Genomic DNA, 26,604 nt, shown 5'->3' on the forward strand with positions numbered 1-26,604 from the left:
TTATTTATCGCTATCTTTTCCCCAAATTCGATACCCACCTGTATGGCCGGTATCGTGATGTATCTGATAATTTACAAGTTGCATTCTACCAGTATCTTGATGGTGATGCCAAGTGTAATGCTTTGGTGTTTCACCTTGTTTAAACATTTGAATTTCTTCTTTCGTAAATTTTGAAGCTAAATCAGGGTCTTTTATTATTTGTTCGTATAATGCTTTACTACATTTTCTAAAATGTGTTGTTCTAGATTTTTTGAAGTCTGCCTCTTTTAGGATTACCTCACCCTTAGATTTAAAAATAGGGAACCCATCTGCATCATATGGAATACCTGTAACAGGATGTTTATCTCCTGCTAACTCACCTTTTCTTAATCTTATTGTCTTAGGGCCATTTGGACCTTCATAAGTATATGGAGCTGCTTTCTGCAAATACTGTTGGATACTTCCAACTCCTGCATATGAGAGGTGATTACCAGCCTTGAACTCATAGTTATTTAGTATATGTAGCGCATTTCTGTATGCTGAGGAATTAGTTATAAGAGATTCCCCTTTAGTAAGGCTTGTCATAGCAGCTACCTCACCTACTTTTGAAATTTTATCTACACCTTTTGTTCCGGCAACAGCAAACATACCATGCCCCATTGCATTTCCATACCATTCAGCTCGACTATTCCAGTCTCCATTAGTAACATCACGATTCCAAGAATCGGAAATTGTTTGTTTTATCGCATTGAATGTTCCGGTTGGATCAGAAAAAGCTTCAATCGTGTCATTAAATGTATTTATTGGATGGAGAGCTGCATTTGCAATTCCTAATAATTCACCACCTAAAGCGTTGTCCATTCCTTTTTTTATATGATAGGGCACACCTAATCCAGCTTTTTCAAACGCAGCTGCAATTTTATCATCAGTGACAGCTTTTATTTTACTATATTTCCTATAAAAATCTTCAACACCATGTTTAAACTTATCCAGTAAAGATTCATCTTTTTTCTCACTGTTTAATGGACCACACATTGCCCCTTCTTCAATTGAACTACTCTTTAGATGGTTTTCAGCCTGACGTGCCCTTTCTTCTCCAATCGCTTGAATTGAAGCTGCCCATTCCATATTCAATCCTTGCGTACTAAATGTACCACTTGCAGGACTAAACCCTTTTCCACTTTGGACTTCGGCTAAACCTGTCGCAATGCTAGTGGCTAATTGAATTGCTGTATTATAGTTATCGCTAGATGTTTGATTAAATTCATATAGGTGTTCTAACTTTTCTTGCAGTTTACGCCTCATGACAGCAAAAAGGTTTACCATAGCATCCATACCTGGTATTGGCATAGTTTGGTTGATCGCTTCCGTACTTGCTATCATTCGATCAATTTCTCGAATTTGTTCTAATATTTCTTGTTCGATTACATCTGTGGAAGCGACTTGTGATTGAAATTGACTCGGAAAGGCATCATTCTGACGGATTAATTCCTCACATAAGTAAATAATTCCCTGTGCTAAAGGACGAAAGGTTTGTACAAAAAATGCTTTTGCACTACTATATGTTTGTCCTTGCAGAACAGTATCAATTGCAAAAGCGTCAATCGACTGAATGGCTTGTTCCATACCTTGAATGGTAGCGGTACAGAAAGCATTCATACCTTCTGTTTGAGTCTGTACTTCTCCCAAATACATATTTAAACTCATAAATTTTCCCCCTTAACAAGTAAATGATACCAATTTAAGGATGAAACTGTAAATATTACATTGTAATGCATTGATTAGAGGGACACATTAAAACGAACTTATCTATATTTATAATGAAAGGGTGAGTAGTAATTATGAGGCAATCTAAATTAAATAATATAACAAGGAAAAAAGCTATGTGGACTATTGAAATAACAGAAGAAAAGGTACGTAAATTTAAGGCCTATATTAAAAAGTATTTTGTCTAAAAAGCATGGAAAACAATTTTAATTATGTGCCTAACTATAGGGGATATAACGATTCAGTAATTTTATTTAAGGTATTTTACAAACCTTAAGAACAGCAAAAAACCCTAGAAAAGACGTTATAATAACGCTTCTAGGGTTTTTAATACTAGCATCTACTAAGCGATTGAATTAACGAGAGTAGAACTCTACGATTAACGCTTCGTTGATTTCAGCTGGTAACTCAGCACGCTCAGCGTGACGAGTGAAAGTAGCTTCTAATTTGTCAGCATCGAAAGTTAAGTATTCTGGTACGAAGTTGTTAACTTCCATAGCTTCTTTAATTACAGCTAGGTTGCGAGATTTTTCGCGAACGCTGATTGTTTGACCTGGTTTCACGCGGTAAGATGGGATATCTACGCGAGCGCCATCTACCATGATGTGACCGTGGTTTACTAATTGGCGAGCTGCGCGACGAGTGCGAGCTAAGCCCATGCGGTAAACTAGGTTGTCAAGACGAGCTTCAAGAAGGATCATGAAGTTTTCGCCGTGTTTACCTGGCATTTTACCTGCTTGGTCAAATGTGCGACGGAATTGACGTTCAGTCATGCCGTACATGTGACGAAGTTTTTGTTTTTCTTGTAATTGTAAACCGTATTCAGAAAGTTTCTTACGTTGGTTAGGACCGTGAGGACCTGGTGCGTAAGGGCGTTTTTCTAATTCTTTACCTGTGCCGCTTAGAGAGATACCAAGACGACGAGACAGTTTCCAAGCTGGACCTGTATAACGAGCCATAGTTGACTCCTCCTTTAATGTTTTTATTTACGTAAAATAAAAACAGACGTAATTGACATTTACGGGTATTTTGTTTTCATGTACCTTCGCTCCAGCAGCAGGGAGTTACGAGATACACCTCTTGAGAGGAACAAAATACAAACGATAAATTCAAATTACAAGGCTGCCTTTTTATTTTACACAAACGCTATTATATCTGTTTCCCGAAATTTCGTCAAGCTAGTTCGTTTTTTATTTATGCATATAAAATTTGGAAATGACAAGGAGGGATTCAGAACATTCAGAAAGAATTTTAGAAACGTATAGAAAACGTTTACATAATATAGAAACATAAGGGGGATGTTTTATGAAAAAGAGCAATATGGAGACAGATTTCATTCATTATGGATATGAACCAGGTGTACATAAAGGAAGCTTAACGCCACCTTTATTTCAAACTTCAACTTATACATTTGAAACAGCGAAACAAGGGGAAGATAGTTTTACTGGGCAAGATTCATCCTATATTTACTCACGGCTTGGTAATCCGACTGTAGAGTTATTTGAAGAACGCATGGCAGCTTTAGAAGGGGGAGAAGTTGCATTAGCGTTTGGATCGGGTATGGCTTCTATTTCGGCGACATTGCTTGCTTGTTTACGTGCAGGGGATCATATGATTTGTTCCAATGGCTTATACGGTTGTACGTACGGTTTTTTGGAAGTGTTAGAGGAAAAATTTATGATTTCACATTCATTTTGTGATATGGAAACGGATGAGCAGATTGAGAAAGAAATTCTTCCGAATACGAAGTTGATTTTCGTTGAAACACCTATTAATCCAACAATGAAACTGATTGATTTAGAAAAAGTGATTAAAGTAGCAAAGAAAAATCATTTACTTGTTATTGTTGATAATACATTTTGTTCTCCATACTTACAAAATCCACTTGTTCTTGGGTGTGATGCGGTTCTTCATAGCGCAACGAAATATATTGGGGGACATGGTGATGTAGTTGCGGGAGTTACTGTTTGTAAAACGAGGGAGTTAGCCGAAAAAATCCGTCCGATTCGAAAAGATATTGGGGGAATTATGGCGCCTTTTGATGCATGGTTATTATTAAGAGGGCTAAAAACGTTAGCTGTTCGAATGGATCGACATTGTGATAATGCGGAGAAGGTAGTAGCTTTTTTGAAAAATCATGAAAAGGTTGAAAAGGTTTGGTATCCAGAAGGAGAACGAGCATCTCGGCAAATGAAGCGTGGTGGGGGTGTTATTTCGTTCTCTATTAAAGGAGGAAAAGAAGAAGCACAAGCTTTTATGGACAAATTAAATTTGATTGCGATTGCGGTCAGTCTTGGTGATACAGAAACATTAGTACAGCATCCCGCGACAATGACACATGCGGTCATTCCAGCAGAAGTTCGTCAGAAAATGGAGATTTTTGATAATTTAATTCGTTTATCTGTCGGTTTAGAATCATGGGAAGATATTATTTCTGATTTACAGCAGGCGTTAAATAGCAGCAACGTTATATCCTCTAGCATACATTATAAATAAAAAGAATGAGCTATCGATTTAGTAATCATTACTTGATCGATAGCTCATTCTTTTCTTACTTACATATGTTTTAGGAGCGTTTCCACAAATTTTTCTAAATATTGTTGATCTACTTTGTCAAAACGATTTTTTTCAGGGCTATCAATATCTAATACACCGATTACGTTGCCTTCTTTTATCATCGGTACAACAATTTCAGAATTAGATGCGCTATCACAAGCGATATGTCCAGGGAATTGATGAACATCTGCGACAAGTTGTGTTGTTTTTGTTTCAGCTGCCACACCACAAACACCGCGGCCAAAAGGAATACGCACGCACGCAGGCATGCCTTGGAACGGTCCGAGTACAAGCTCGTTTCCTTCTGTTACATAAAAACCAACCCAGTTAATGCGTTCTAAAAATTGATTGAGTAGTGCGGAAGCATTTGCTAAATTTGCGACTGTATTGGATTCGCCTGTTAACAAAGCATCAAGTTGCTTAATTACAGTTTCATATTGCTTTTCACGTGAACCTACATAGCTTTCTTTTGTAAACATGGAAACGTCATCCTTTCTGGCGATAAATGTAAAATCATAGCAAAATACGCTGTATTCTTTATGACTTTGTCGATAGAAAATTAAAGGAATTTGTCTTAAAAGTCAAGAAATTTAAACTATAGCTGTTCAAAGTGAGAGGACGTGAGCACATGAAACATACGAAACAAAAGGTGATGGATGCAGCGATTTCATTGTTTTATACGAAAGGGTATAATGGAACATCAGTGCGTGATATTGCAAAACGAGCGGATGTGAATGTGGCTAATATTTCATATTATTTTGCTAGTAAGCAAGGTTTATTAGAACAGCTTATGACTGATTTTTTAGAAGGGTATATTCGTGTGATTGAAGTGGCTTTTGAACAAAGGGAGTATGTACCAGCTAAAGAAGTACTGAATCGAATGATTAAAGGGATTTTACGATATCAATTTGAGAATCGTGAACTGACGCGTTTCTTTTATCGAGAGCTATCAATAGATACGACGTTAATTCGTGAAGTTATGACTGTTTATTTTTCAAAAGAAAGATACTATATAGAGCAAATTATTAGGCAAGGACAAGTGCAACAAGAGTTTCAAAAAGTGTCATTTACAATGTTTATGACGCAGCTAAAAGGGATGATAAATATGCCATATTTATATCCGCAATATGTATCGGAAGTCTTGCATTCTTATCCTTCCGAAGCATTCTTTTTAGAAATGTATACGAAGGAAATTGAGCGATGGCTGGAACAAGCGTTATATATAACAAATATATATTATCCGTTACCAAAGGCGGTTCATATGTAAAATGCCCCCACCTAATTAAGCTGAGGTGGGGGTATTTCTTATCTCGCTCTTTGTCGGTATTTTTTTCGTTGCCATAAGTTATTGCAAAGCAAAGCGATAATTGTTAGAGCTGCGCCAATCACTTCGATTTTTGTAATGATATATCCACGAAACATAGATCCGATAAGCGAGAATACAGGAACTAAATTCATAAATAAAATTCCGTTAATGGATGAAATGAAACGATTTCCCATATTCCAGCAAAAGACGGCGATCACTCCTGCAAGAATTGACATATAAAATAATTCGAAGCGAATAGTAAGGATTGTCGAAATAGACGGTACAGAAATAAATTTTATATAAGCTAATATACTCACAATGATAAGAAGTGCAATAGAGCCAAAGAAACAAGTGAGTGTTGTGTACCGAAGTGGTGACCAAGATGGAAAATGGGAAGCGCCATTTGTGTAAATGACCCAGCACATAACGCCGCACAGCATGAATAGATTTGTAGATATATGGCTTGCTGCTCCAAATAATAAATAAATATTACCTTTTGAAATAACGAGCATGACACCAATCAGAGCACAAAACATAAAAAGGAATGTATAGTTTTGTGGTCGTTTATTTTTTGTCACCCACTGTAGTAATAAAGCAAGAAGCGGCATAAGAGATTGAATCATAGCGGCATGAATGGCTCCTGAAGGTCCGGCTAATTGTTGACCATAAAAAACGAGAAATCCATATCCAGCAAAGCCAACTGTTCCGAAAAACAATAACGAAAGAATTTTCTTTTCTAAGCGAAAAGAGGATATGCCTTCAAATGCTAAGAGAAGTATGATAAAAATAATAGCTGCGGATCCGTAGCGAATTGTTGTAAAGAAAAATGGATCTATAAATTGTAGGGCACTGGCCATAACAGGAAACATAAATCCCCAAGATGTTACGGCGAGTAAACATAAAAATGAACCGAGTAGTAGTTGCTTTTTACTCAAGAGTATCGTTCTCCTTTTTAATTCGATATAGTAAGTTCATCAAATGAAGCATGAAGAGAGTATAGCGCTTGTTTAATAGATAGAGGAAATACCGTTTTTTTATAACGGCTATAATTTTTAGTTAGAGGTGTATGGTTATGGATTTTGAAGCGATACGATCGCTAATTGAGGTCAAACAGCAAAAGAGTTTATCGAAAGCGAGTAAACTGCTGCATATTTCGCAACCGGCGCTGAGTAAGCAAATTCAGAGGTTAGAAGCAGACCTTGAGGTGACAATATTAAAGCGATCTGCTCAAGGAGTTGAATTAACAGAAGCTGGGGAATTATTTTTAAGCCGGATGGAACCCATTTTAAAACAAATCAATGAAGTGAAGATGGAACTAAGGGGATATCAAGTAAAGAAAAAAATTTCTCTTGGTATATTGCCGAGTTTAGCAGCTCATTATATATCGAGATATAAAGGAATATTGGAAAAAACATACGAAGTAGAATGGTATATTGAGCATACAAAAATATTAATGGAATTATTTAAAGCGCGGAAGATAGATGCGATGTTAATTGATTCTTCCGTAGATGATGCAAAGTATATAAGAAAAGTACGCCAAGAACATATCGTTTGTGTTGTTTCAAGTGAGCATATATATAAAGGTAAAAAAATTATAAAAGTGAGCGACTTGCAGCATGAAAAACTCATTATTTATCCAGAGATTTGTGATGTGAGAAAAATGATTATGACAGTATTTCAGGGAGTGGGAGTCAAGCCGACAATCGCTGTTGAAACACCGTATGCGGAGCCGATGTTGGCGATGGTACGAGCGGGAGTAGGAATTACACTACTGCCAGAAATCGCAGTAAAACAAGGGGGGAAAGAAGGTATTTGTATGATTCCTATAGAGCCAGCATTAACGAGATGCATTTATTTTGTATCTCATAGGGAAGAGGAAACGTTTGTACAAATATTTGGAGAGATAGATTAAAATTGGATATTTATGTAAAAGAGATATAGAAATATGCCCCTTATAACAAAAGAAACATGAAATTTTAAAAAAACTAGGTCAAAAACAAGGCATAACATGGTATGATTATTACATTGTTAGTTGTTAAATATAGGGGATTTCCCTTTTTATACATAATGCCTTCCATTTCATAAACGGAACGGACAAAAATAGAGATACAATTAGGAGGCTTTTTTGCATGGATTCTATCTTAACGATCGTTATCATTGTGGTAAGCTCTATTCTAGTGCTACTCATGATAGAGCTCATGATAAGAAATCGTTCATATAAAGATATCGAAGCACTGGAACAGTGGCAACAAGAAATAAAAGATAAACCGGTTGCAGATGAATTGAAACGGGTAAAAGATTTAAATATGACAGGGCAAACAGAAGAGTTGTTTGGAAAGTGGCGTGAAGACTGGGATGAAATCGTAGCAACAATTCTTCCAAAAGCCGAAAAAGATTTAGAAGGCGCACGGAAATATGCCTCGCAATTTTCCTTCCGAAAAGCAAAGTATGCGATGAATGAAGCTATTAGCAACTTAGATGAAGCGGATAATCGTATCACGGATATTTTAAACGAATTACAGCAATTATTAGAGAGTCATGAGAAAAATAGTGCGGAAATTGATGGATTACGCGATGTATATCGTAATATGAAGAAGAGTGTACTTGCGCACCGTCACATGTATGGCGCGGCAGAGCAGAAGATTGAAGAGTTGTTAGATGTCGAATCTGACAAATTTCAAAAATTTGAGGAAGCAACAGCGAATGGTGATTATTTAAAAGCAAGAGACATTGTAATGAGTTTAGAAGAAGGGTTATCAAACTTGGAAGGCATGATCCAGGAAGTTCCTGACTTATTAGTAGAGTGTCAGGCTACATTACCAGTACAATTAGAAGATTTATTACAAGGCCATGACGAAATGAAAAAGCAAGGCTATGTCTTAAATCATTTGGAAATCCCTAAAGAAGTACGTGATATGACGAAACAACTACAAACATGTCTAATAGATATACAAGAGCTTCATATTACAGAAGCAGCAGAGAAAATTGAAGCTTTAAAGACGCGTTTAGACACGTTATATGATCAATTAGAAAAAGAAGTGCATGCGAAATATTATGTGGAGCAAAAAACGATACGTGTTTACGATGACTTAGAAGAGATTCATGAACAAGCGCTTGAAACAAAAGCAGAAACACAGTTTGTGAAACAAAGCTATCAGTTACAAGATAAAGATATTGAATCGCAAAAGATCATTGAAAAGCAAATGCACATTTTGATGAAACGCTTTGAAGTATTGCAATTACGTGTTGCAGAGCAAGATATTGCATTTTCTGTTATTCGTGAAGAACTTGAAGAGATTTATGAGCAATGTGAAACGTTAAAAGTCCTTCATGCAGAATATAAAGAGATGCTACAGGCAATGCGTAAGGAAGAATTTGAAGCACGTGAGAAATTACAAGAGATGCGCAATATGATTTTAGAGACAAAACGTCTTATGCAAAAGTCTAACTTGCCAGGTCTTCCAGAGAGTATTATGGAAGAGTTACAAAAGGGGCAAGAAGCAATGCAGGCTGTATATGGACACTTAGAATTAAAACCACTGAATATGCATGTAGTAAATAGCGAGTTAGAGGAAGCATATGCGATTGTAAATGATGTATCTGAACGAACACAAGATGTGATTGGTCAAGCATATTTAGTAGAAAAATTAATTCAATATGGTAATCGCTATCGTAGCCAAGATATGGATTTAGCCTATAGTTTAGACAACGCGGAGAGATTATTCCGTGAATATGAATATGATGCGGCTTTAGAACAAGCAGCTTCCGTTTTAGAACAACTGGAACCTGGTGTTGTTCAAAAAATTGCTGAGTTTGTAGATAATGAACAAACCTCTTGATGAAAAGAGGTTTGTTTTTTTATGTCTCAATGTGTAAATTAACAGATGATGTTGTTATAATGAATAGCGGAATAACACAAAGCTTTTCGTTTCAAGATACAAAGCAAACCTTTGTATATGTTTAGCGTAATTGCACAGATTTATGATATGATTATATGATGTGACAGCGCTGAAAGGGGAAGAACGATGATCTATTTTGACAATAGTGCGACGACAAAGCCATATCCAGAAGTCCTACAATCTTATGTAACAGTTGCAGGGAAATACTTTGGAAATCCTTCTTCTATTCATTCGCTTGGAGGAGAAGCTGAACATTTATTAACGCAATCAAGAACGCTTGTAGCACAGCTTCTGCATGTTAAGCCTTCAGAAATTATTTTCACATCGGGTGGAACGGAAGGAAATAACCTTGCGATTAAAGGAATAGCGATGAAGAATCGCTCTCGTGGCAAACATATTATTACAACAAATATTGAACACGCATCTGTGTTTGAAGCATATAAACAATTAGAGGAGCTTGGTTTTGAGGTAACATACTTACCTGTGAACGAGCATGGTGTTGTGTCTGTTCAAGATGTAAAACAAGCAATTCGTGATGAAACCATTTTAGTTTCTATGATTCACGTCAATAATGAAACGGGGGCAATTCAGCCGATTACTGAGGTCGGTGAATTGTTAACAAACTATCCGAAAATAAGATTTCATGTGGATCATGTACAAGGGATTGGAAAAGTACCGCTTGATTTTCATGCTTCTCATATTGATCTTTGTTCAATATCAGGACATAAATTTCATAGTGTAAAAGGAACAGGACTTTTATATGTACGTGATGGCGTTCGGTTAGACCCGCTTTTATCAGGTGGCCAGCAAGAGCTTCGCTATCGTTCAGGTACAGAGAACTTACCTGGTATTGTAGCTATGGTGAAGGCGCTGCGGATGACAATGGAACACATGAACGAAAAAATTACTCATTTACAAACGTTACAAGCAGAATTGATTCGTTTCTTTGAGAGCATGGAAGGTGTAACAATTAATACATCACTTCAGCATGCTGCCCCTCATATTTTAAATGTATCATTTGTTGGGTTAAAACCAGAGGTAGTTGTTCATGCTTTAGAGGAACATGAAGTATATGTATCAACGAAATCAGCTTGTTCTTCAAAAGCAAATGAGGTGAGCCGTGTATTAGTCTCAATGGGATTGCCATATGACGTAGCTGCGAGTGCGATCCGCATTAGTTTAGCACCGGAAAATACAATGGAAGAAGTAAAACAATTTGAAGACATTATAAAAGAGACATTGCCAAAATTATATGAAGTGATGAGGTAAAGAGAATATGATGAAATATGACCACATTTTAGTTCGTTATGGTGAAATGACGACAAAAGGAAAGAACCGTTCGAAGTTCGTTAGTACGTTAAAAGATAACGTGAAGTTTAAGTTGAAAAAATTCCCAAACATTAAAATTAATGCAACGCATGATCGCATGTATATTGAATTAAATGGTGAAGATCATGAGGCAATTGCAGAGAGCTTAAAATATGTATTTGGCATCCATAAGTTTAATTTAGCAATGAAAGTACCATCAGAATTAGAAGAAATTAAAAAAGGTGCACTCGCTGCTTTCTTATTAATAAAAAAACCTGTAAAAACATTTAAAATTACAGTACATCGTTCGTATAAACATTTCCCAATGCAAACGATGGAATTACTGCCAGAAATCGGCGGATATGTTTTAGAAAATACGGAAGATATCATGGTGGATGTGCATAATCCAGATGTAAATATTCGTATAGAAATCCGTAGTGGCTATAGCTATATCATGTGTGATGAGCGTATGGGAGCAGGCGGTTTACCTGTTGGTGTTGGCGGCAAAGTGATGGTGCTTCTATCTGGCGGTATTGATAGCCCGGTGGCTGCTTACTTAACAATGAAACGCGGTGTATCTGTGGAGGCTGTGCATTTTCATAGTCCGCCGTTCACAAGTGAACGCGCAAAACAAAAAGTAATTGATTTGGCACAAGAGCTAACGAAATATTGTAAACGTGTAACGCTTCATCTTGTTCCATTTACAGAGGTGCAAAAGACTATTAATAAGGAAATTCCATCTAGTTATACGATGACAGTGATGCGCCGTATGATGATGCGTATTACGGAGCGCATTGCTGAAGAACGTAATGCGTTAGCAATTACAACTGGTGAAAGTCTTGGACAAGTAGCGAGTCAAACGTTAGATAGTATGCATACGATTAATGAAGTGACAAACTATCCAGTATTACGTCCTCTTATTACAATGGACAAATTAGAAATTATAAAAATTGCGAATGAAATTGGCACATATGATATTTCTATTCGTCCATATGAAGATTGCTGTACAGTATTTACACCAGCAAATCCAGCGACAAAACCAAAGCGTGAAAAGGCAAGTCGTTTTGAAGCAAAATATGATTTTACACCGTTACTTGAACAAGCTGTTGCAAATACAGAAACAATGGTGTTGCAAACAGTAGACAAGGCAGAAGAAGATCAATTTGAAGATCTTTTCTAAAACCATAAATTACCACCATTAGATGTGTATGAAGTCATATCGTTTATCACACTCTATACTCACAAGGAGGTGATACCATATGGCACGTAACACAAACAAACTAGCAGTTCCTGGTGCTGAATCAGCATTAGACCAAATGAAATATGAAATCGCTCAAGAGTTTGGTGTTCAACTTGGAGCAGATGCAACATCTCGCGCTAACGGTTCTGTTGGTGGCGAAATTACAAAACGTCTAGTTTCTTTAGCAGAACAACAATTAGGCGGTTTCCACAAATAATCTCATATATCATGGCTGAGAAGGAGCGGGTACATCCGCTCCTTCTTTTTTGATGGAAGAAAACAAAAGAATCCTTTCGACATCGATGAAAAATTTTTCAAAAGAAGAGGGTTCGAAATTTACAGAAAATTCTTTATTATAAAAGGGAGGCATAGTGACAAAGGAGGATATTGATGAAGAGAGAAGAATTATTAGCGCCACCGTCGTATAATTTAGTTACAGAGATAGAGAAATATATGAATGAAAAAGACAAGTTAGCATTAATTTGGCAGGATGAGAAGGGAGCAAGAAGAGAGGTTACATACTTTGAATTAATAAAAGGAGCAAATAAAATTGGAAACGCTTTTATAAAAAGTGGTTTGCAAAAAGGGGACAAGCTTCTTATTATGATGCCGCGTTTAATCGAAGCGTATATGACATATATAGGAGCAATTAAAGCAGGATTTGTTGTAATTCCAAGTTCTGAAATGCTTCGCAAAAAAGATATTGAATATCGTATTCAACATGGAGAAGTAAAAGCTATTATAAGTTATGAACCATATATTTCACAATTTGAAGGAATAGAGGGAATGGATTCTCTTCAAAAATTTGTGTTAAGTGAAAAAGAAGTAGATGGATGGGCGAATTTAAATACTGCATTAGAAACAGAAAGTGATGTATTAGATATTGTCAAGACGGATAAGGAAGATATGGTCTTTTTATCTTATACATCAGGAACGACAGGAAACCCAAAAGGTGTTGTTCATACACATGCTTGGGGGTATGCACATTTGCGGACGAGCGCTCCGAATTGGCTTGGAATTGAAGAGAATGATATTGTATGGGCAACGGCTAGTCCAGGATGGCAAAAGTGGATTTGGAGTCCGTTTTTAGCAACTCTCGGTTCAGGTGCAACTGGATTTGTATATCACGGTAAATTTGAGCCGAAAACATACTTACAGCTATTAGATGAGAACCAAGTAAATGTGCTTTGCTGTACGCCGACAGAATATCGTTTAATGGCCAAGGTGGAAAACTTGCAGCAATATAATTTAAAGGCATTGCACAGTGCTGTATCCGCAGGAGAGCCGTTAAATCGTGAGGTCATTGAAACGTTCCAAAAGCACTTTCAGGTTACTGTTAGAGATGGATATGGTCAAACAGAAAATACATTGCTCATTGGTGTTATGAAAGGGATGGAAATAAGACCGGGATCGATGGGAAAACCAACGCCGGGGAATCAAGTAGAAATTATCAATGAAGAAGGACACCCTGTATCTGTTGGAGAAGTGGGAGATATTGCTGTTCATATTGATACACCGGCACTCTTTAAACAATATTATAAAGATGATGAACGTACAGCAATGCAATTCCGTGGTGATTACTATATTACAGGGGATAAAGCGAAAAAAGATGAAGACGGCTATTTTTGGTTTGAAGGCCGCGGTGATGATATTATTATTAGTTCTGGCTACACAATTGGCCCATTTGAGGTGGAAGATGCACTTGTGAAGCATCCATATGTAAGAGAATGCGCAGTAGTAGCGAGCCCAGATGAGATTCGCGGAAGTGTCGTAAAGGCATTTATCGTATTAAGAGACAATGTACAGGAAAAAGAAGATACATTGATCCCTTTACTCCAAGAACATGTTAAAACATTAACAGCACCTTATAAATATCCTCGTAAGATTGAATTTGTAGACGAACTACCAAAAACGATTTCCGGAAAAATTAGACGTGTTGAACTTAGAAAACAGGAAATGGAATTGCGGTTAAAGTAAAAGATATATTGAATATAGAATGGTAAGTGTCAACAATCTTAGCGAATCAAAATGAATATTGGAACAGCACCATATGATGTGAAATGGTGCTTTTTTTCTACATTTTGATTTCGTATGCTAAAAGGATGAGGAGGTTAAAAGGATGGGGGAATTATGGTACGGCGGAAACATTTATACGATGGAAGAAGAGAATGAAAAAGTAGAAGCGGTTTATGTTGAAAACGGAAGGATTGTTGATATAGGAACAAAACAGGACTTAGAAATTCGTTATCCATTTGAACAGTTACACAATTTAGAAGGGCGAACAATGCTTCCAGGTCTTGTTGATAGTCACATGCATCTAATTGGACATGGTGAAAGACTCCTTCGATTAGATTTATCAAAGTGTACATCTTATGAGGAAGTATTGGCTCTTGTTACAGAAAGAGTAAAAGAGACACCAGTAGGTTCTTGGATTATTGGAGAAGGGTGGAATGAAAATAATTTTACAGATACAAAAAACGTTCATGCTCATGATTTAGATAGGATTTCAAAGGAGCATCCCACTTTGTTAAAACGCGTTTGTCGTCATGTTACTTGGATAAATTCATACATACTAAAAAAAGCCAATATAACGGCAGAAACAAAGGAGCCAAAAGGTGGGAAAATCGGTCGTGATTCTTCAGGTAGATTAACGGGGCTTTTATATGAACAAGCGCAAGAGTTGATCAAACATGTTCAGCCTGAAATAAATGAAACATACTTACAAAGGGCTTTGAAGGTGGCTATTCGTGATTGCTGGAAATATGGGCTAGTAGGGGGACATACGGAAGATTTAAATTATTATGGAGGCTTTAAAAAAACATATGACGCGTTTTCATATGTCATAAAAGAAATGCCTTTTAAAGCACATTTGCTCGTTCATCATGAAGTTGCCGATGAGCGAAAAGAATATGAGAATACGCACTACATTGAATTTGGTGCGATGAAAATCTTTTCTGATGGTTCTTTTGGCGGGAGAACGGCATTATTAAGCGAGCCGTATGAGGATGCAAAAGAGACCAATGGTGTCGCGATTTATTCGCGAAATGAGCTCGCCGATCTTGTGAAAAAAGCTCGCGACTTACAAATGCCAGTTGCGATTCATACTATTGGTGATTTGTCGCTAGAGTACGTCATTGAGGCACTAGAGTTATACCGTCCTGCAGAAGGATTACGTGATCGCATTATTCATTGTCAACTGGCAAGGGAGGATTTAATTGAACGGATGAAGAAGTTGCAGGTTATTATTGATATTCAGCCCGTGTTTGTTTCATCTGATTTTCCATCTGTTATTGAAAAATTGGGAGAGCGTCGTCTTCGCTATGCATATGCTTGGAAGACTTTACTTCATGCAGGCTTACATTGTAATGGAGGCTCAGATGCGCCAATAGAACAAGTAAATCCGTTTTTAGGTATATATAGTGCTGTAACGCGAAGAAGTTTTATTGATGGAGTATGCTATATGCCTAAAGAGAGATTAACGGTATTTGAAGCAGTGTCCTTATTTACAACGGGAAGTGCTTATGCAATTGGAAAAGAGAAAAGGTGCGGAAAAATTATGAGAGGATATGAAGCTGATTTTACGATTATAGACCGGGATATATTTCATATACCGGTAGAAGAACTAAAAGATATTCAAGCTATAACAGTTGTAATAGACGGGAAAATTGTGCATCAAAAATAAGATTAACACAAAAGAGTGCTAGAGCATTTGCTAGCACTCTTTTCATTACTTATAAAAACGTTCTCTGTACTTTTTCCCAGAAAGAGTTGTTTTTTAATTTCACTGTTTTAATCTGTTTATCGCTTAAACACACAACCGCTTTTTCGACTTGTTTAATACTCAGCGCTTCGTTATCCATTCCTATAACAGGATAATCGTTCCCCTCTGGTCGGAGCTTTAAAGTTAATGTACGTTCATGATTTAAAATAAATGGTGATCCGAGTGTACGATATGTGTTGTTATTTAAAGAGGCAAGTTCGCTTATTTGGAAACATGGGATAAGCGGATCAACAACAGCGCCCTGCAATGATTTATTATAAGCTGTGCTACCTGTCGGTGTAGAAATAACTAAGCCATCTCCCCGAAATGTTTCAAAATATAAGTCATCGACGTAGACATCGACGACGAATGTTTTAATAATGCTAGAGCGCAAAGAAAACTCATTTAAGCAATGAAAAGATGTATCTTGATCGACATCTATTTTAATTGTTGGATATTTACGTACTTCGATTTCATTTTTTGTAATCTCTTGAAGAGCTGATTCAACATGGTTAATATGGAAGTCGCAGTAGAAAGAAATTTCATCTTTCGCAGAAACACCTGCATATAGGCAATCTTCTCGAAAGCCAGTTTTACGAACAGCTTGTAAGAAGGTTCCATCATCTCCAACACTGACGATAGCATTTGCATTTTTTGGATGATCTAATATGGTAAAGCCGTTTTCCTCTAAAATATGATATATCGGCTTCATTTTTTCAATAAGAGCTGTTTTGTCATCACCATAAAAGAAAAATAAATTACGACGATCTGCCATTGCGTATCCCTCCATTGCAGTCTAATTATGTTTCGTGAGAAAAATCTTTCTGGACGATATGTTCAAATAGTATATTTCGATATAAAAAGCCAAAATCCCTTTTCGTTTTTAGAAAAATTTATATTTTCATTCTTCTTGAAAGCAGTTTAATGATGCATAAATTTGTCGATAATGGGTATGGAATGAAAGGATGGGTATAAATGAAGTGGCTTGCAATCGGGATTGGGATTTTTCTTATTTTTCTTTTCCTTTTATTATTGTCAAAGATATCTCTTAAAGTGACGTTTTTATATTCAGAGATGGAGAAGCAATGTTTATTTCAAGTGAAAATATGGAAGGTAAAATATACATTCGATGTATTAGAAAGAATAGAAAAGCAACAGAAAAAGACTGGTCAAAAAATTGAGAAGGCTGAAAGAGAAGGCGGTATAGAAAATAAAATTATGGCACAACTTGATAGCATCGGAGAACTGATAAAAAAGCTTCAACAAATCCATACTATCGTTAAAGATTTTTTAAAAAAGGTGAAAATCAATGGCTGGAAATGGCACTCTCAAATTGGAGCAGGCGATGCAGCTAGTACTGGAATTGTTACCGGTTATGCCTGGGGAACAAAAGGGATGATTGCCGGAGTCATTGGGCAATATATGCATATTGTCGATATACCAGACTTTGAAATTACACCTGTTTTTCAAGGGAAAGGATTTGCATCAAGGTGTGAACTGACAGCATCTTTTCATATGTATCGTGCTGTAATCACAGGAATAAAGTTGCTTATCTTTATGAGAAAGCAAAGATCTAGTGTGACAGAAAAATCTATTCAAGCATAGGGGGATATAGAATGGATCATCCAATTCAAAGTTTGATGACAACAGCAATGCAGCATTTAAAGCAAATGACAGATGTAAATACAATTATTGGTGACCCGATTAAAGCAGCGGACGGAAGTGTAATTCTTACCGTGTCGAAAGTAAGTTTTGGATTTGCTGCGGGTGGAAGTGAGTTTGGAAGGATTGAAAGTTCTGGCCGCCATCCATTTGGAGGAGGGAGCGGTGGAGGAGTCTCCATTAATCCTGTTGCCTTTCTTGTTATAAATGGAGGGGGCGTAAAAGTGTTACATTTAGATAAGCAAACGCATATTATTGACAAAGTAATTGAATTAGCGCCACAAGCTGTTGATAAAGTGAAGGAAATGATGGAGAAGCGAAAAGGCGATGAGCCAGAATTTGAAATTTAACAGTGAAAAAGAAGCTAGTCAATTGATTAGCTTCTTTATTTTTTTGTAAATGAAGCAATTTTGTTTGCATTCTGGCTAGGGACAAACTATCATTTACAGTGTACATATTTTATTTAAATAAAGGAGGAGTTTTAAGTGGCAAACGTAACTTTTAAAGGTAATCCAATGACTTTAGTTGGAACAGAAGTTAAAGTTGGCGATCAAGCACCAAACTTTCAACTATTAGCAAATGACTTATCTCCAGTAAGTTTAGAAACATATAAAGGTCAAGTGAAATTAATTAGCGTTGTCCCTTCAATTGACACAGGTGTATGCGATGCGCAAACACGCCGTTTTAATGAAGAGGCAGCTGATATTGAAAATACAAAAGTATTAACAATTAGCGTTGATTTACCATTCGCTCAAAAACGCTGGTGTGCAGCAAACGGTTTAGAAAACGTAGTAACACTTTCTGACCACCGTGACCTTTCATTTGGTGAAGCATATGGTGTTGTAATGAAAGAACTTCGTTTACTTGCTCGCGCGGTATTTGTAGTAGATAGCAACGACAAAGTTGTATACGTAGAATACGTAAGTGAAGGTACAAACCATCCAAACTATGAAGCGGCATTAGAAGCAGCAAAAGCAGCGAATTGATAAAAGGGAGGCGGCCTCTTTCTAAGAGGTCGTTTTTTCTCATATAGGATGAAATGGAAAAAGTATTCATATCGCTTTCAATTTGAAAAGGGAGCTCTAAAAAAGAGGTCGCTTTTTCTTTTTGCAAAAAATTAGATTGTGGTATGATATAAGTTATGTGTAATGGACTGAAGGAGGAATATATGTGAGTCAAACAGTAGAAACGTTATTTTCTATTTTCGATTCTTCTACCGTAATTTTACGTAAGGAATTGGATATGACATATTTAGAAGCGCTTGTAGAAACAGGGGATAACTTGTTTGAAGGAGCGATTTTGCAAGAAAATTTATCTGAATCAACAATGAAACGGTTAAATCGTGAATACAGTAAATTTAATGAAGAAACATATAAAAGTGAAGAAATTCGAAAAGCATTTCAGCTTGCGATCTTAAAAGGAATGAAAGAAGGTATACAAGCAAATCATGAGATGACGCCTGATGCAGTTGGAATATTTATGGGATACTTATTCCATAAATTTATGAAGGATCAGAAAGAAATAACTGTGCTAGATCCTGCAATTGGAACAGGAAATTTAATGACAACTATTTTTAATAGCGCTCAAGACGGAGTAGTAATGAGTGGATTTGGTGTAGAAGTAGACGATTTACTCATTAAGTTAGCCTTAGTAAATGCGAATTTGCAAAAAAAAGCAATTGAACTTTTCAATCAAGATGGACTTGCTTCACTTTATATTGATCCTGTTGATGCAGTTGTTTGTGATTTACCAGTAGGGTATTATCCGAACGAAGCTGGCTCAAGTGAATATAAGTTAAAAGCAGATGAAGGAATGTCTTATGCGCATCACTTATTTATTGAACAAAGTGTCAAGCATACGAAAGATGGAGGATACTTATTTTTCTTAGTGCCAAACTTTATTTTTGAAAGTGAGCAGGCGCCAAAGCTTCATGCGTTTATTAAAGAAACATGTTTTATTCAAGGGCTATTACAGCTACCTGTTTCCATGTTTAAAAACGAAAAAAATGCAAAAAGTATATTTGTTCTCCAAAAAAAAGGAGAAAAGATAGAAATGCCAAAACAGGCGCTATTAGTGGAATTACCTAAGTTTTCTAATGTGAAGGCGATGGAGGATATGATGAGCCAATTAAATAATTGGTTTGCAACTCATAAAGCATAAAACATGTAACAGATGTATTTATTTATGTAATACAGTTTTATAAGGTGGGTATGTAATTTAAATATACACAAGATTAAACTGAATTTTTTTGAAATCTGTAATATATATTTTTTCTTGGTGTTACAATTTTTTCACTTGAAATATATGGCGGACGATGTTTAAATTAAAATCGTGAGTATAAAATTCATCAAAATGAAACGTTTTCATTTTGATGAATTTAAAGAGATAAAATCGAGCGGTTTGTGGTTTTCCACATAACTACCAAGAGAAAAAGGGGCGAAAGATTAGATGTCAAAAATCATCGCGATTAATGCAGGAAGTTCTTCCTTGAAGTTTCAATTATTTGAAATGCCAAGTGAGAAAGTATTAACAAAAGGTTTAGTAGAACGTATTGGTTTAGAAGACAGTATTTTCACAATTACTGTAAATGGTGAGAAGCAAAAAGAAATTACAAATATTCCAGATCATGCAGTGGCAGTTAATATGCTTCTTAATAAATTAACTGAAAATGGAATCGTGAAATCTCTTGATGAGATTAGCGGTATCGGTCATCGTGTTGTACATGGCGGTGAAAAATTTGCTGACTCTGTATTAATTACAGATCAAGTATTAGCAGATATTGAAGACTTAAGCGAATTAGCACCACTTCATAATCCAGCAAACATTGTTGGTATTAAAGCGTTCCAAGAAGTACTTCCAAACGTACCAGCAGTAGCAGTATTCGATACAGCATTCCACCAAACAATGCCGGAATCTGCGTATCTTTACAGCTTACCATATGAGTACTATGAGAAATACGGTATCCGTAAATATGGTTTCCATGGAACTTCTCATAAATATGTAACAGAGCGTGCAGCTGAATTATTAGGCCGTCCACTTGAAAGCTTACGTCTTCTTTCTTGTCATTTAGGTAATGGTGCAAGTATCGCAGCTGTAGAAGGTGGAAAATCTATCGATACGTCAATGGGATTCACTCCACTTGCTGGTGTAACAATGGGGACGCGTTCTGGTAACATTGACCCTGCGCTAATTCCATACATCATGGAAAAAACGGGACAAAGTGTAGAAGAAGTAGTAAATGTATTAAACAAGAAAAGTGGTATGTTAGGTCTTACTGGATATTCTAGTGACTTACGTGACATTATTGCGAAAGAAGAAGAAGGCGACCACCGTGCAAAAGTAGCACTTGATGTGTTCGTAAGCCGTATTCACAAATACATTGGTTCTTACGCAGCTCGCATGAAAGGTGTTGACGCAATCATCTTCACAGCTGGTATAGGTGAAAATAGCGCCATCATTCGTGAGCGCGTATTAGAAGGTCTTGAGTACATGGGCGTATACTTTGATGCAAAACGCAACAACGTATTCGGTGAAGAAGCATTTATCAGCTTCCCACACTCTCCAGTAAAAATTATCGTAATTCCAACTGACGAAGAAGTTATGATCGCTCGTGACGTTGTTCGTCTTGGAAATGTTGGTTAATATATATCAGAAAGACGGAATCTTACATGATTCCGTCTTTTTTTGTGAGGAAATTGAAAATCTGTCTCTATGTATGAAATTCACATATGTGTACTTACCAAGTTTGCGAAGAAAAAGCAGAAATATGTTACAATAGAAAAAAATTGAGCGAGGTGATTGTTGCGATGCAATCGAAGCGAGAACAATCCATTTTACAAGAGATAAAAGAGTGGGAAAGACAATTGATAGAGCAAGAGGCGACTGATTTCCAAAAGATGTTTGATAAATGGATGTATGAAATAGTAGAAAAATTACCTAAAAAAAAGCGTGCAAACCTTTTTGCAAAAGTAGATGGCTGGCTATTTCATCTTCATGCATTTATTCAAAGCTCACAATCGCAATTAGATGCGCGCAATCGTATTTTAGGTACGGCTAGATTATTTGATGAATCCATTGAGAACTTAGATGACTTAAAAGTATTATCTATTGATCAATTAACATACATAGCAGAACAACAGACAGCGCGTCATCGACTATACTCTTTTGTACAAGGAGGAGCAACTGGTGTAGGTGGTTTATTCCTATTAACTGCGGATTTTCCTGTTATGATTGCGCTAAATGTAAAAGCTGTGCAGCTCATTGCAACTTCGTTTGGGCATGATGTGAATAAGCCGTATGAAATGATGCTTGCTTTAAAAGTATTTCACGCTGCATTATTGCCAACAAGATTACAGCAATATGCTTGGTCCAATTTACTGCAAGAATTAGAGCAAGAAGATTCTTACTTTTATGAAGGAGAAGAAGAGGTATTAAAACCAGCTTCAATAGAGGTTGTGCTTAAACAAATTTTGAAGACATTTTCAATTTATGCACTTCGTCGTAAATTATTTCAAGGTGTTCCTGTGCTAGGAATTGCAATTGGTTCCACTGTGAATTATCGTTTAACAAGAAATGTCACCGAATTTGCAAACAGATTTTATCAAGTGCGCTACTTATTAGAGAAAGAGAAACGTGTATGAAAAAAAAGCGAGAGGCCAAGGCCTTTCGCTTTTTAGTTTGTTGCATGTTTTTTGGACATAGGAATGGATACGGTTTTCTTTTCTGCTTTTGGATAGTAAATAAAGTCCAATGTTTTGGATTGAACAGCAATGGAAAGAATCGTAAATGCAATTTCCGTCCAGTTTAAATAATATAATGAAAGTGCAAGAACAATCGCGTCAAAGACGAAGAAAATTTGCCCAATTGTAAAGCGTGTTTTTTTGCTTAATACAATGGTTAAAATATCGTCTCCGCCGGTTGCACCGCCAAATCGTAATATAAAACCGAGACCAATACCAGCTAACGCACCACCAAGTACAGCGGCAATCCATAAATGATTTGATAAATCTACCGCAAATGGAGAGTAGTTCTCCATAAAAGAATAAAATACGCCGAATGAAATCGAACCCAGAAATGAATAGCCAACCATCTTTTTGCCTAAAAATGTAGCACATAATAAGATGACAGGAATATCCATTAATACAGTCGAAATCGACGGTGAAATATCAAAAAAGTTTTGGATAAATAATGCAATTCCAACAAATCCACCTTCTGTTAAGTGGTTTTGGAAATGAAAATGATATAGTGCTGCTGATAAAATAAATGAACCAATTAAAACCATAAAAATTTCTTTAATAATTTGTCGACTTTGGATGTTCCTCATCGTTATTCCTTCTTTCCGTAGTTAGTAGTCTTTTTTCGTTTTGTAAACTAACTACGAGCGCATAGTAGCTGTCAGTTAGTTTACATCAAACTAACTACGCTATATGTCGCTGAAGAAATAACGAATAATCCTCTCGTCCATCAATTCTCCCTACTTTCGTTTTAGTTTAAGCCTAAAAAACGACTAAACAAAACTTTGGTAGAATTTCCTATTTAGCAATCCTATTCTCTTTTTTGTTTTGTTTAGCAAGTAACAGTGTGACTTAAACAAAACGCTATGTGTAAGAAGAATCTTTTCTTTGCCAAATTATCCTTCGGGCAATCATAATTTCCCCACTCTCGTATTTTTTCGCTAGACTAAAGGATCTGAGCTGAAAAATACGCTACGTGTAAGATTCATCAATTCGATGCCACATGCTCCTTCGAGCGATCATGATATCAAAATCCTTTCTGTAAAGATTTTATACTATTATATCATACTTTCAAAAAATGTATGCGTAAGGAAACCGACAATAATTGGAGGGAATCTACAGATTTCATTGTTTTTTTGAGATGATGGTGTGACATTTCGATATTTTTGTAAGATAATGCAAGTTATTTCAACAAGGAGTTTCATAACTTATGAATCGGTTTATCATGTAGTATATGAAAAAAACGAGTGCATCGTGTGCTGCCTTTTGACAAAAAGAAAGGACATGTCCCAAATGTAAATCGGGACATGTCCTTTATGGATGAGTTTTTCCGTGAGATACATCTTGCGTAAGACGATACCAAAGCCATAAATCATTAATAATGGAAGCAAGGTCTGCAATTTCAGAATTAAGTCTACAGGAAATCTCGAAGTTTTCCTCGTTATTGAGACGATGTTGTTTTTGATTAATATGATATTCAAGTTCTTTTATGCGATCAGGTATTTTTCCGCGAATTTGTTCCCACTTTAATAGAATTGTGTGTTGCACCTTTTCTGGGATGTCTTCCCATTCCTCTTGTAAATGTGGTATTTCAATTCCTAGATGTTCATCATAAATAAAATATGGTTTCATATAGACACCCCACTTTCTGTTTCTATTGTATCGAAAAGGAGAAAGAAGTTCGATAGAATTGTGAGAATTTTTTTGAATATCTCTTGATTCATTTGAAAAAAGATGATAAAGTTTGGATTATTATAAGTAATCATGAATATTTATTCTTTTAGGGGGTATAAAATGGAGAAGAAAAAAGTTGTGTTAGCATATTCTGGAGGCCTTGATACTTCTGTTGCAATTAAATGGTTGCAAGAAAAAAATTATGATGTTATCGCTCTTTGTTTAGATTTAGGAGAAGGGGAAGATTTAGAGTTTGTAAAAGAAAAGGCACTTTCAGTAGGTGCGATTAAATCGTACATGATCGATGTGCAAGAAGAATTTATGAATGAATATGCATTGGTGGCTTTGCAAGGGCATACGTTATATGAAGGGAAATATCCTCTTGTTTCTGCATTATCTCGTCCGCTAATTGCGAAAAAACTAGTTGAGATTGCAGAACTAGAAGGTGCTAGTGCGGTTGCACACGGATGTACCGGTAAGGGGAATGACCAAGTTCGTTTTGAAGTATCGATTCAAGCATTAAACCCATATTTAGAAGTAATTGCGCCAGTGCGTGAATGGAAATGGTCACGTGAGGAAGAAATTGCGTATGCAAAAGAAAACGATGTACCCATTCCCATTAATTTAGATAGCCCATTTTCTATTGACCAAAACTTATGGGGACGCAGTAATGAGTGCGGAATTTTAGAAGATCCTTGGGCAGCGCCACCAGAAGATGCGTATGAAATGACTGTACCATTAGAAAATACACCAGATCAGCCAGAATTTGTAGAAATCGGATTTGAAGAAGGTGTACCAACAACATTAAATGGAACAACTTACTCACTTTCACAATTAATGAAAACGTTAAATTCACTTGCTGGAAAGCATGGAATTGGGCGTATCGATCATGTAGAAAACCGCCTTGTCGGTATTAAATCGCGTGAGGTGTATGAATGCCCAGCGGCGATGACATTACTTACAGCTCATAAAGAACTTGAAGATTTAACACTTGTAAAAGAAGTAGCTCACTTTAAACCGATGATGGAACAAAAACTAACAGAATTAATCTATAATGGCTTATGGTTCTCGCCTTTAAAACAAGCGCTTGTTGCTTTTTTACAAGAAACACAAAAAACAGTATCAGGTACAGTGCGTGTAAAATTATTTAAAGGGCACGCGATTGTAGAAGGACGTAAATCAGAATATTCCTTATATGATGAGAATTTAGCGACTTATACAGTGAATGATGAATTTAACCACGATGCAGCAGTTGGTTTTATTTCACTATTTGGTCTTCCAACAAAGGTATATAGTCAAGTAAATCAGAAGAAGGTGGAAGCGTGAGTAAGCTGTGGGGGGGACGCTTTACAGAAGAAGCAGAAGCATGGGTCGAGGAGTTTGGGGCATCCATCTCCTTTGACAAACAATTAGTGAAACAAGATATAGAAGGCAGTATTGCACATGTTATGATGCTTGCGAAACAAGGGATTGTAACAAACGATGAAGCAGAGAAAATAAAAGAGGGCCTTCAATATTTATTAGAAGAAGCGAAAGAGAACAAACTACACTTTTCGGTAGAAGCTGAAGATGTTCATTTGAATATTGAAAAGATGTTAATTGAACAAATTGGCGAAGTAGGAGGAAAGCTTCATACAGGTCGCAGCCGTAATGATCAAGTCGCAACAGATATGCACTTGTATTTAAAAGAGAAAGTACAAGATATAATAAATGCTATAAAACAATTGCAGAAGGTTCTTGTCGATCAAGCAGAAGAGAATATTGAAACCATTATGCCAGGGTATACACATTTGCAGCGTGCACAACCGATTTCTTTTGCACACCATATACTCGCATACTTTTGGATGTTAGAACGTGATGTGAATCGCTATGAAGATTCTTTGAAACGTATAAATGTTTCCCCGCTTGGCGCAGGTGCTCTTGCAGGAACAACATTTCCAATTGATCGTGCATATAGCGCAAAGCTTCTCGATTTTGAAGGGATATATGAAAATAGTTTAGATGCGGTAAGTGATCGTGATTTTATACTAGAATTTTTGAGCAATTCATCTATGTTAATGATGCATATATCACGCTTTTGTGAAGAACTTATTTTATGGAGCAGTCAGGAGTTTCAATTTATTGAAATGAGCGATCGATATGCAACGGGAAGTAGCATTATGCCACAAAAGAAAAATCCGGATATGGCGGAACTGATCCGTGGTAAAACAGGAAGAGTGTATGGGAACTTATTCAGTTTATTAACAGTAATGAAAGGATTACCGCTAGCCTATAACAAAGATTTGCAAGAAGATAAAGAAGGAATGTTTGATACAGTTAAAACGGTAGAAGGCTGTCTTCATATTATGGCTGGTATGTTAGAAACGATGACTGTAAATAAAGAAAACATGGGGCAGGCTGTAACGCAGGATTTTTCTAATGCAACAGAAGTCGCTGATTACTTAGCAAACAAAGGACTCCCATTCCGCCAGGCGCATGAAATTGTTGGCAAGCTCGTTCTTCATTGCACGAAAAAAGGAATCTATTTATTAGATGTGCCGCTTGAAACATATAAAGAAATGAGCCCTTTATTTGAAGAAGATTTATATGAGGTTCTATCACCTTATGCAGCAGTAAAACGCCGTAATAGTGCAGGTGGGACAGGATTTGTTCAAATTGAACAGGCGTTGGAAAAAGCGAAGATATTAGTGGGAGAAGTTACTAGGAATTGAGTTGAAAGG

At 36.5% G+C, this 26,604-nt stretch carries 24 protein-coding genes; 17 read left to right on the top strand and 7 right to left on the bottom strand.

Going from position 1 to position 26,604, the window contains the following annotated elements:
* On the bottom strand, positions 1-1,686 hold the full coding sequence (locus MR059_RS02845; RefSeq protein ID WP_012095786.1) for an HNH endonuclease: 1,686 nt from the start codon (positions 1,684-1,686) through the stop codon (positions 1-3).
* A 416-nt stretch (positions 1,687-2,102) separates the two neighbouring features.
* Complete coding sequence (rpsD, locus tag MR059_RS02850) at positions 2,103-2,705, bottom strand: 30S ribosomal protein S4 (protein ID WP_012095785.1); 603 nt, start codon at positions 2,703-2,705, stop codon at positions 2,103-2,105.
* 346 nt (positions 2,706-3,051) lie between these two features.
* Here rpsD and megL point away from each other — a divergent pair, with 346 nt between their 5' ends.
* Complete coding sequence (gene megL / locus MR059_RS02855) at positions 3,052-4,242, top strand: methionine gamma-lyase (RefSeq protein WP_012095784.1); 1,191 nt, start codon at positions 3,052-3,054, stop codon at positions 4,240-4,242.
* A 59-nt stretch (positions 4,243-4,301) separates the two neighbouring features.
* Here megL and MR059_RS02860 read toward each other — a convergent pair whose 3' ends face one another.
* Positions 4,302-4,781 (bottom strand): GAF domain-containing protein, encoded by a 480-nt coding sequence (locus MR059_RS02860; protein WP_012095783.1) that lies wholly within the window; start codon positions 4,779-4,781, stop codon positions 4,302-4,304.
* 149 nt (positions 4,782-4,930) lie between these two features.
* Between MR059_RS02860 and refZ the strand changes: the two genes are divergently transcribed.
* The gene (gene refZ / locus MR059_RS02865) at positions 4,931-5,569 is read left to right on the top strand and encodes a forespore capture DNA-binding protein RefZ (RefSeq protein WP_012095782.1); all 639 of its coding nucleotides are present in this window, start codon (positions 4,931-4,933) and stop codon (positions 5,567-5,569) included.
* 38 nt (positions 5,570-5,607) lie between these two features.
* Here refZ and MR059_RS02870 read toward each other — a convergent pair whose 3' ends face one another.
* Entirely contained in the window at positions 5,608-6,543 is a 936-nt protein-coding gene (locus MR059_RS02870; RefSeq protein WP_012095781.1) for a DMT family transporter, read from the bottom strand.
* A 137-nt stretch (positions 6,544-6,680) separates the two neighbouring features.
* On the opposite strand from MR059_RS02870, the gene MR059_RS02875 reads away from it, so the two are divergent.
* The 7 genes from MR059_RS02875 to MR059_RS02905 all read left to right on the top strand — a co-directional run bounded on the left by MR059_RS02875 (position 6,681) and on the right by MR059_RS02905 (position 15,737).
* A complete protein-coding gene (locus MR059_RS02875; RefSeq protein WP_012095780.1) occupies positions 6,681-7,520 on the top strand; it encodes a LysR family transcriptional regulator in 840 nt (279 codons plus the stop codon).
* Positions 7,521-7,737: 217 nt separating this feature from the next.
* On the top strand, positions 7,738-9,447 hold the full coding sequence (gene ezrA, locus MR059_RS02880; protein WP_012095779.1) for a septation ring formation regulator EzrA: 1,710 nt from the start codon (positions 7,738-7,740) through the stop codon (positions 9,445-9,447).
* Positions 9,448-9,633: 186 nt separating this feature from the next.
* Positions 9,634-10,776 (top strand): cysteine desulfurase family protein, encoded by a 1,143-nt coding sequence (locus MR059_RS02885; protein ID WP_012095778.1) that lies wholly within the window; start codon positions 9,634-9,636, stop codon positions 10,774-10,776.
* A 7-nt stretch (positions 10,777-10,783) separates the two neighbouring features.
* The gene (gene thiI, locus MR059_RS02890; protein ID WP_242161524.1) at positions 10,784-11,995 is read left to right on the top strand and encodes a tRNA uracil 4-sulfurtransferase ThiI; all 1,212 of its coding nucleotides are present in this window, start codon (positions 10,784-10,786) and stop codon (positions 11,993-11,995) included.
* Between the two features lie 79 nt (positions 11,996-12,074).
* Positions 12,075-12,272: an alpha/beta-type small acid-soluble spore protein gene (locus tag MR059_RS02895; RefSeq protein ID WP_012095776.1), complete on the top strand. Its 198-nt coding sequence runs from the start codon at positions 12,075-12,077 to the stop codon at positions 12,270-12,272.
* 173 nt (positions 12,273-12,445) lie between these two features.
* On the top strand, positions 12,446-14,032 hold the full coding sequence (gene mbcS, locus MR059_RS02900; RefSeq protein ID WP_012095775.1) for an acyl-CoA synthetase MbcS: 1,587 nt from the start codon (positions 12,446-12,448) through the stop codon (positions 14,030-14,032).
* Positions 14,033-14,174: 142 nt separating this feature from the next.
* Entirely contained in the window at positions 14,175-15,737 is a 1,563-nt protein-coding gene (locus MR059_RS02905; RefSeq protein ID WP_012095774.1) for an amidohydrolase, read from the top strand.
* A 49-nt stretch (positions 15,738-15,786) separates the two neighbouring features.
* On the opposite strand, the gene MR059_RS02910 is transcribed toward MR059_RS02905, so the two are convergent.
* A complete protein-coding gene (locus MR059_RS02910) occupies positions 15,787-16,590 on the bottom strand; it encodes an NAD kinase (RefSeq protein ID WP_012095773.1) in 804 nt (267 codons plus the stop codon).
* A gap of 200 nt (positions 16,591-16,790) precedes the next feature.
* On the opposite strand from MR059_RS02910, the gene MR059_RS02915 reads away from it, so the two are divergent.
* The 6 genes from MR059_RS02915 (at position 16,791) to MR059_RS02940 (ending at position 22,117) form a co-directional block, all read left to right on the top strand.
* Positions 16,791-17,420, top strand: a complete 630-nt coding sequence (locus MR059_RS02915) for a DUF2953 domain-containing protein (RefSeq protein ID WP_087099288.1) — start codon at positions 16,791-16,793, stop codon at positions 17,418-17,420.
* Positions 17,421-17,431: 11 nt separating this feature from the next.
* Positions 17,432-17,827, top strand: a complete 396-nt coding sequence (gene ytfJ, locus MR059_RS02920) for a GerW family sporulation protein (protein WP_012095771.1) — start codon at positions 17,432-17,434, stop codon at positions 17,825-17,827.
* A 135-nt stretch (positions 17,828-17,962) separates the two neighbouring features.
* Positions 17,963-18,463 carry a thiol peroxidase gene (gene tpx / locus MR059_RS02925; RefSeq protein WP_087099286.1) on the top strand — a complete coding sequence of 167 codons (501 nt, stop codon included), beginning with the start codon at positions 17,963-17,965 and terminating at the stop codon, positions 18,461-18,463.
* 184 nt (positions 18,464-18,647) lie between these two features.
* Positions 18,648-19,637 (top strand): class I SAM-dependent methyltransferase, encoded by a 990-nt coding sequence (locus tag MR059_RS02930; protein WP_012095769.1) that lies wholly within the window; start codon positions 18,648-18,650, stop codon positions 19,635-19,637.
* Positions 19,638-19,925: 288 nt separating this feature from the next.
* Positions 19,926-21,119, top strand: a complete 1,194-nt coding sequence (gene ackA / locus MR059_RS02935) for an acetate kinase (RefSeq protein WP_012095768.1) — start codon at positions 19,926-19,928, stop codon at positions 21,117-21,119.
* 164 nt (positions 21,120-21,283) lie between these two features.
* Positions 21,284-22,117 (top strand): EcsC family protein, encoded by an 834-nt coding sequence (locus tag MR059_RS02940; RefSeq protein WP_012095767.1) that lies wholly within the window; start codon positions 21,284-21,286, stop codon positions 22,115-22,117.
* Between the two features lie 32 nt (positions 22,118-22,149).
* Here MR059_RS02940 and MR059_RS02945 read toward each other — a convergent pair whose 3' ends face one another.
* Together MR059_RS02945 and MR059_RS02950 are read right to left on the bottom strand one after the other, a co-directional pair.
* The gene (locus tag MR059_RS02945) at positions 22,150-22,800 is read right to left on the bottom strand and encodes a YitT family protein (protein ID WP_087095417.1); all 651 of its coding nucleotides are present in this window, start codon (positions 22,798-22,800) and stop codon (positions 22,150-22,152) included.
* A gap of 724 nt (positions 22,801-23,524) precedes the next feature.
* Positions 23,525-23,842 carry a hypothetical protein gene (locus tag MR059_RS02950; RefSeq protein ID WP_012095765.1) on the bottom strand — a complete coding sequence of 106 codons (318 nt, stop codon included), beginning with the start codon at positions 23,840-23,842 and terminating at the stop codon, positions 23,525-23,527.
* Positions 23,843-24,004: 162 nt separating this feature from the next.
* On the opposite strand from MR059_RS02950, the gene MR059_RS02955 reads away from it, so the two are divergent.
* Positions 24,005-25,210 (top strand): argininosuccinate synthase, encoded by a 1,206-nt coding sequence (locus MR059_RS02955; protein WP_012095764.1) that lies wholly within the window; start codon positions 24,005-24,007, stop codon positions 25,208-25,210.
* Positions 25,207-26,595 (top strand): argininosuccinate lyase, encoded by a 1,389-nt coding sequence (gene argH, locus MR059_RS02960; protein WP_012095763.1) that lies wholly within the window; start codon positions 25,207-25,209, stop codon positions 26,593-26,595. The genes MR059_RS02955 and argH overlap by 4 nt, the downstream gene beginning before the upstream one ends.
* Positions 26,596-26,604 lie beyond the last annotated feature (9 nt).

Source organism: Bacillus cereus group sp. BfR-BA-01522 (assembly GCF_022662635.1).
Taxonomy (GTDB): Bacteria; Bacillota; Bacilli; order Bacillales; family Bacillaceae_G; genus Bacillus_A; species Bacillus_A cytotoxicus.

Bases quoted from the DNA above. Each gene is read 5' to 3' on its own strand.
- MR059_RS02845 (WP_012095786.1), bottom strand. From the start codon at position 1,686: ATGAGTTTAAATATGTATTTGGGAGAAGTACAGACTCAAACAGAAGGT.
- rpsD (WP_012095785.1), bottom strand. From the start codon at position 2,705: ATGGCTCGTTATACAGGTCCAGCTTGGAAACTGTCTCGTCGTCTTGGT.
- megL (WP_012095784.1), top strand. From the start codon at position 3,052: ATGAAAAAGAGCAATATGGAGACAGATTTCATTCATTATGGATATGAA.
- MR059_RS02860 (WP_012095783.1), bottom strand. From the start codon at position 4,781: ATGTTTACAAAAGAAAGCTATGTAGGTTCACGTGAAAAGCAATATGAA.
- refZ (WP_012095782.1), top strand. From the start codon at position 4,931: ATGAAACATACGAAACAAAAGGTGATGGATGCAGCGATTTCATTGTTT.
- MR059_RS02875 (WP_012095780.1), top strand. From the start codon at position 6,681: ATGGATTTTGAAGCGATACGATCGCTAATTGAGGTCAAACAGCAAAAG.
- ezrA (WP_012095779.1), top strand. From the start codon at position 7,738: ATGGATTCTATCTTAACGATCGTTATCATTGTGGTAAGCTCTATTCTA.
- MR059_RS02885 (WP_012095778.1), top strand. From the start codon at position 9,634: ATGATCTATTTTGACAATAGTGCGACGACAAAGCCATATCCAGAAGTC.
- thiI (WP_242161524.1), top strand. From the start codon at position 10,784: ATGATGAAATATGACCACATTTTAGTTCGTTATGGTGAAATGACGACA.
- MR059_RS02895 (WP_012095776.1), top strand. From the start codon at position 12,075: ATGGCACGTAACACAAACAAACTAGCAGTTCCTGGTGCTGAATCAGCA.
- mbcS (WP_012095775.1), top strand. From the start codon at position 12,446: ATGAAGAGAGAAGAATTATTAGCGCCACCGTCGTATAATTTAGTTACA.
- MR059_RS02905 (WP_012095774.1), top strand. From the start codon at position 14,175: ATGGGGGAATTATGGTACGGCGGAAACATTTATACGATGGAAGAAGAG.
- MR059_RS02910 (WP_012095773.1), bottom strand. From the start codon at position 16,590: ATGGCAGATCGTCGTAATTTATTTTTCTTTTATGGTGATGACAAAACA.
- MR059_RS02915 (WP_087099288.1), top strand. From the start codon at position 16,791: ATGAAGTGGCTTGCAATCGGGATTGGGATTTTTCTTATTTTTCTTTTC.
- ytfJ (WP_012095771.1), top strand. From the start codon at position 17,432: ATGGATCATCCAATTCAAAGTTTGATGACAACAGCAATGCAGCATTTA.
- ackA (WP_012095768.1), top strand. From the start codon at position 19,926: ATGTCAAAAATCATCGCGATTAATGCAGGAAGTTCTTCCTTGAAGTTT.
- MR059_RS02940 (WP_012095767.1), top strand. From the start codon at position 21,284: ATGCAATCGAAGCGAGAACAATCCATTTTACAAGAGATAAAAGAGTGG.
- MR059_RS02945 (WP_087095417.1), bottom strand. From the start codon at position 22,800: ATGAGGAACATCCAAAGTCGACAAATTATTAAAGAAATTTTTATGGTT.
- MR059_RS02950 (WP_012095765.1), bottom strand. From the start codon at position 23,842: ATGAAACCATATTTTATTTATGATGAACATCTAGGAATTGAAATACCA.
- MR059_RS02955 (WP_012095764.1), top strand. From the start codon at position 24,005: ATGGAGAAGAAAAAAGTTGTGTTAGCATATTCTGGAGGCCTTGATACT.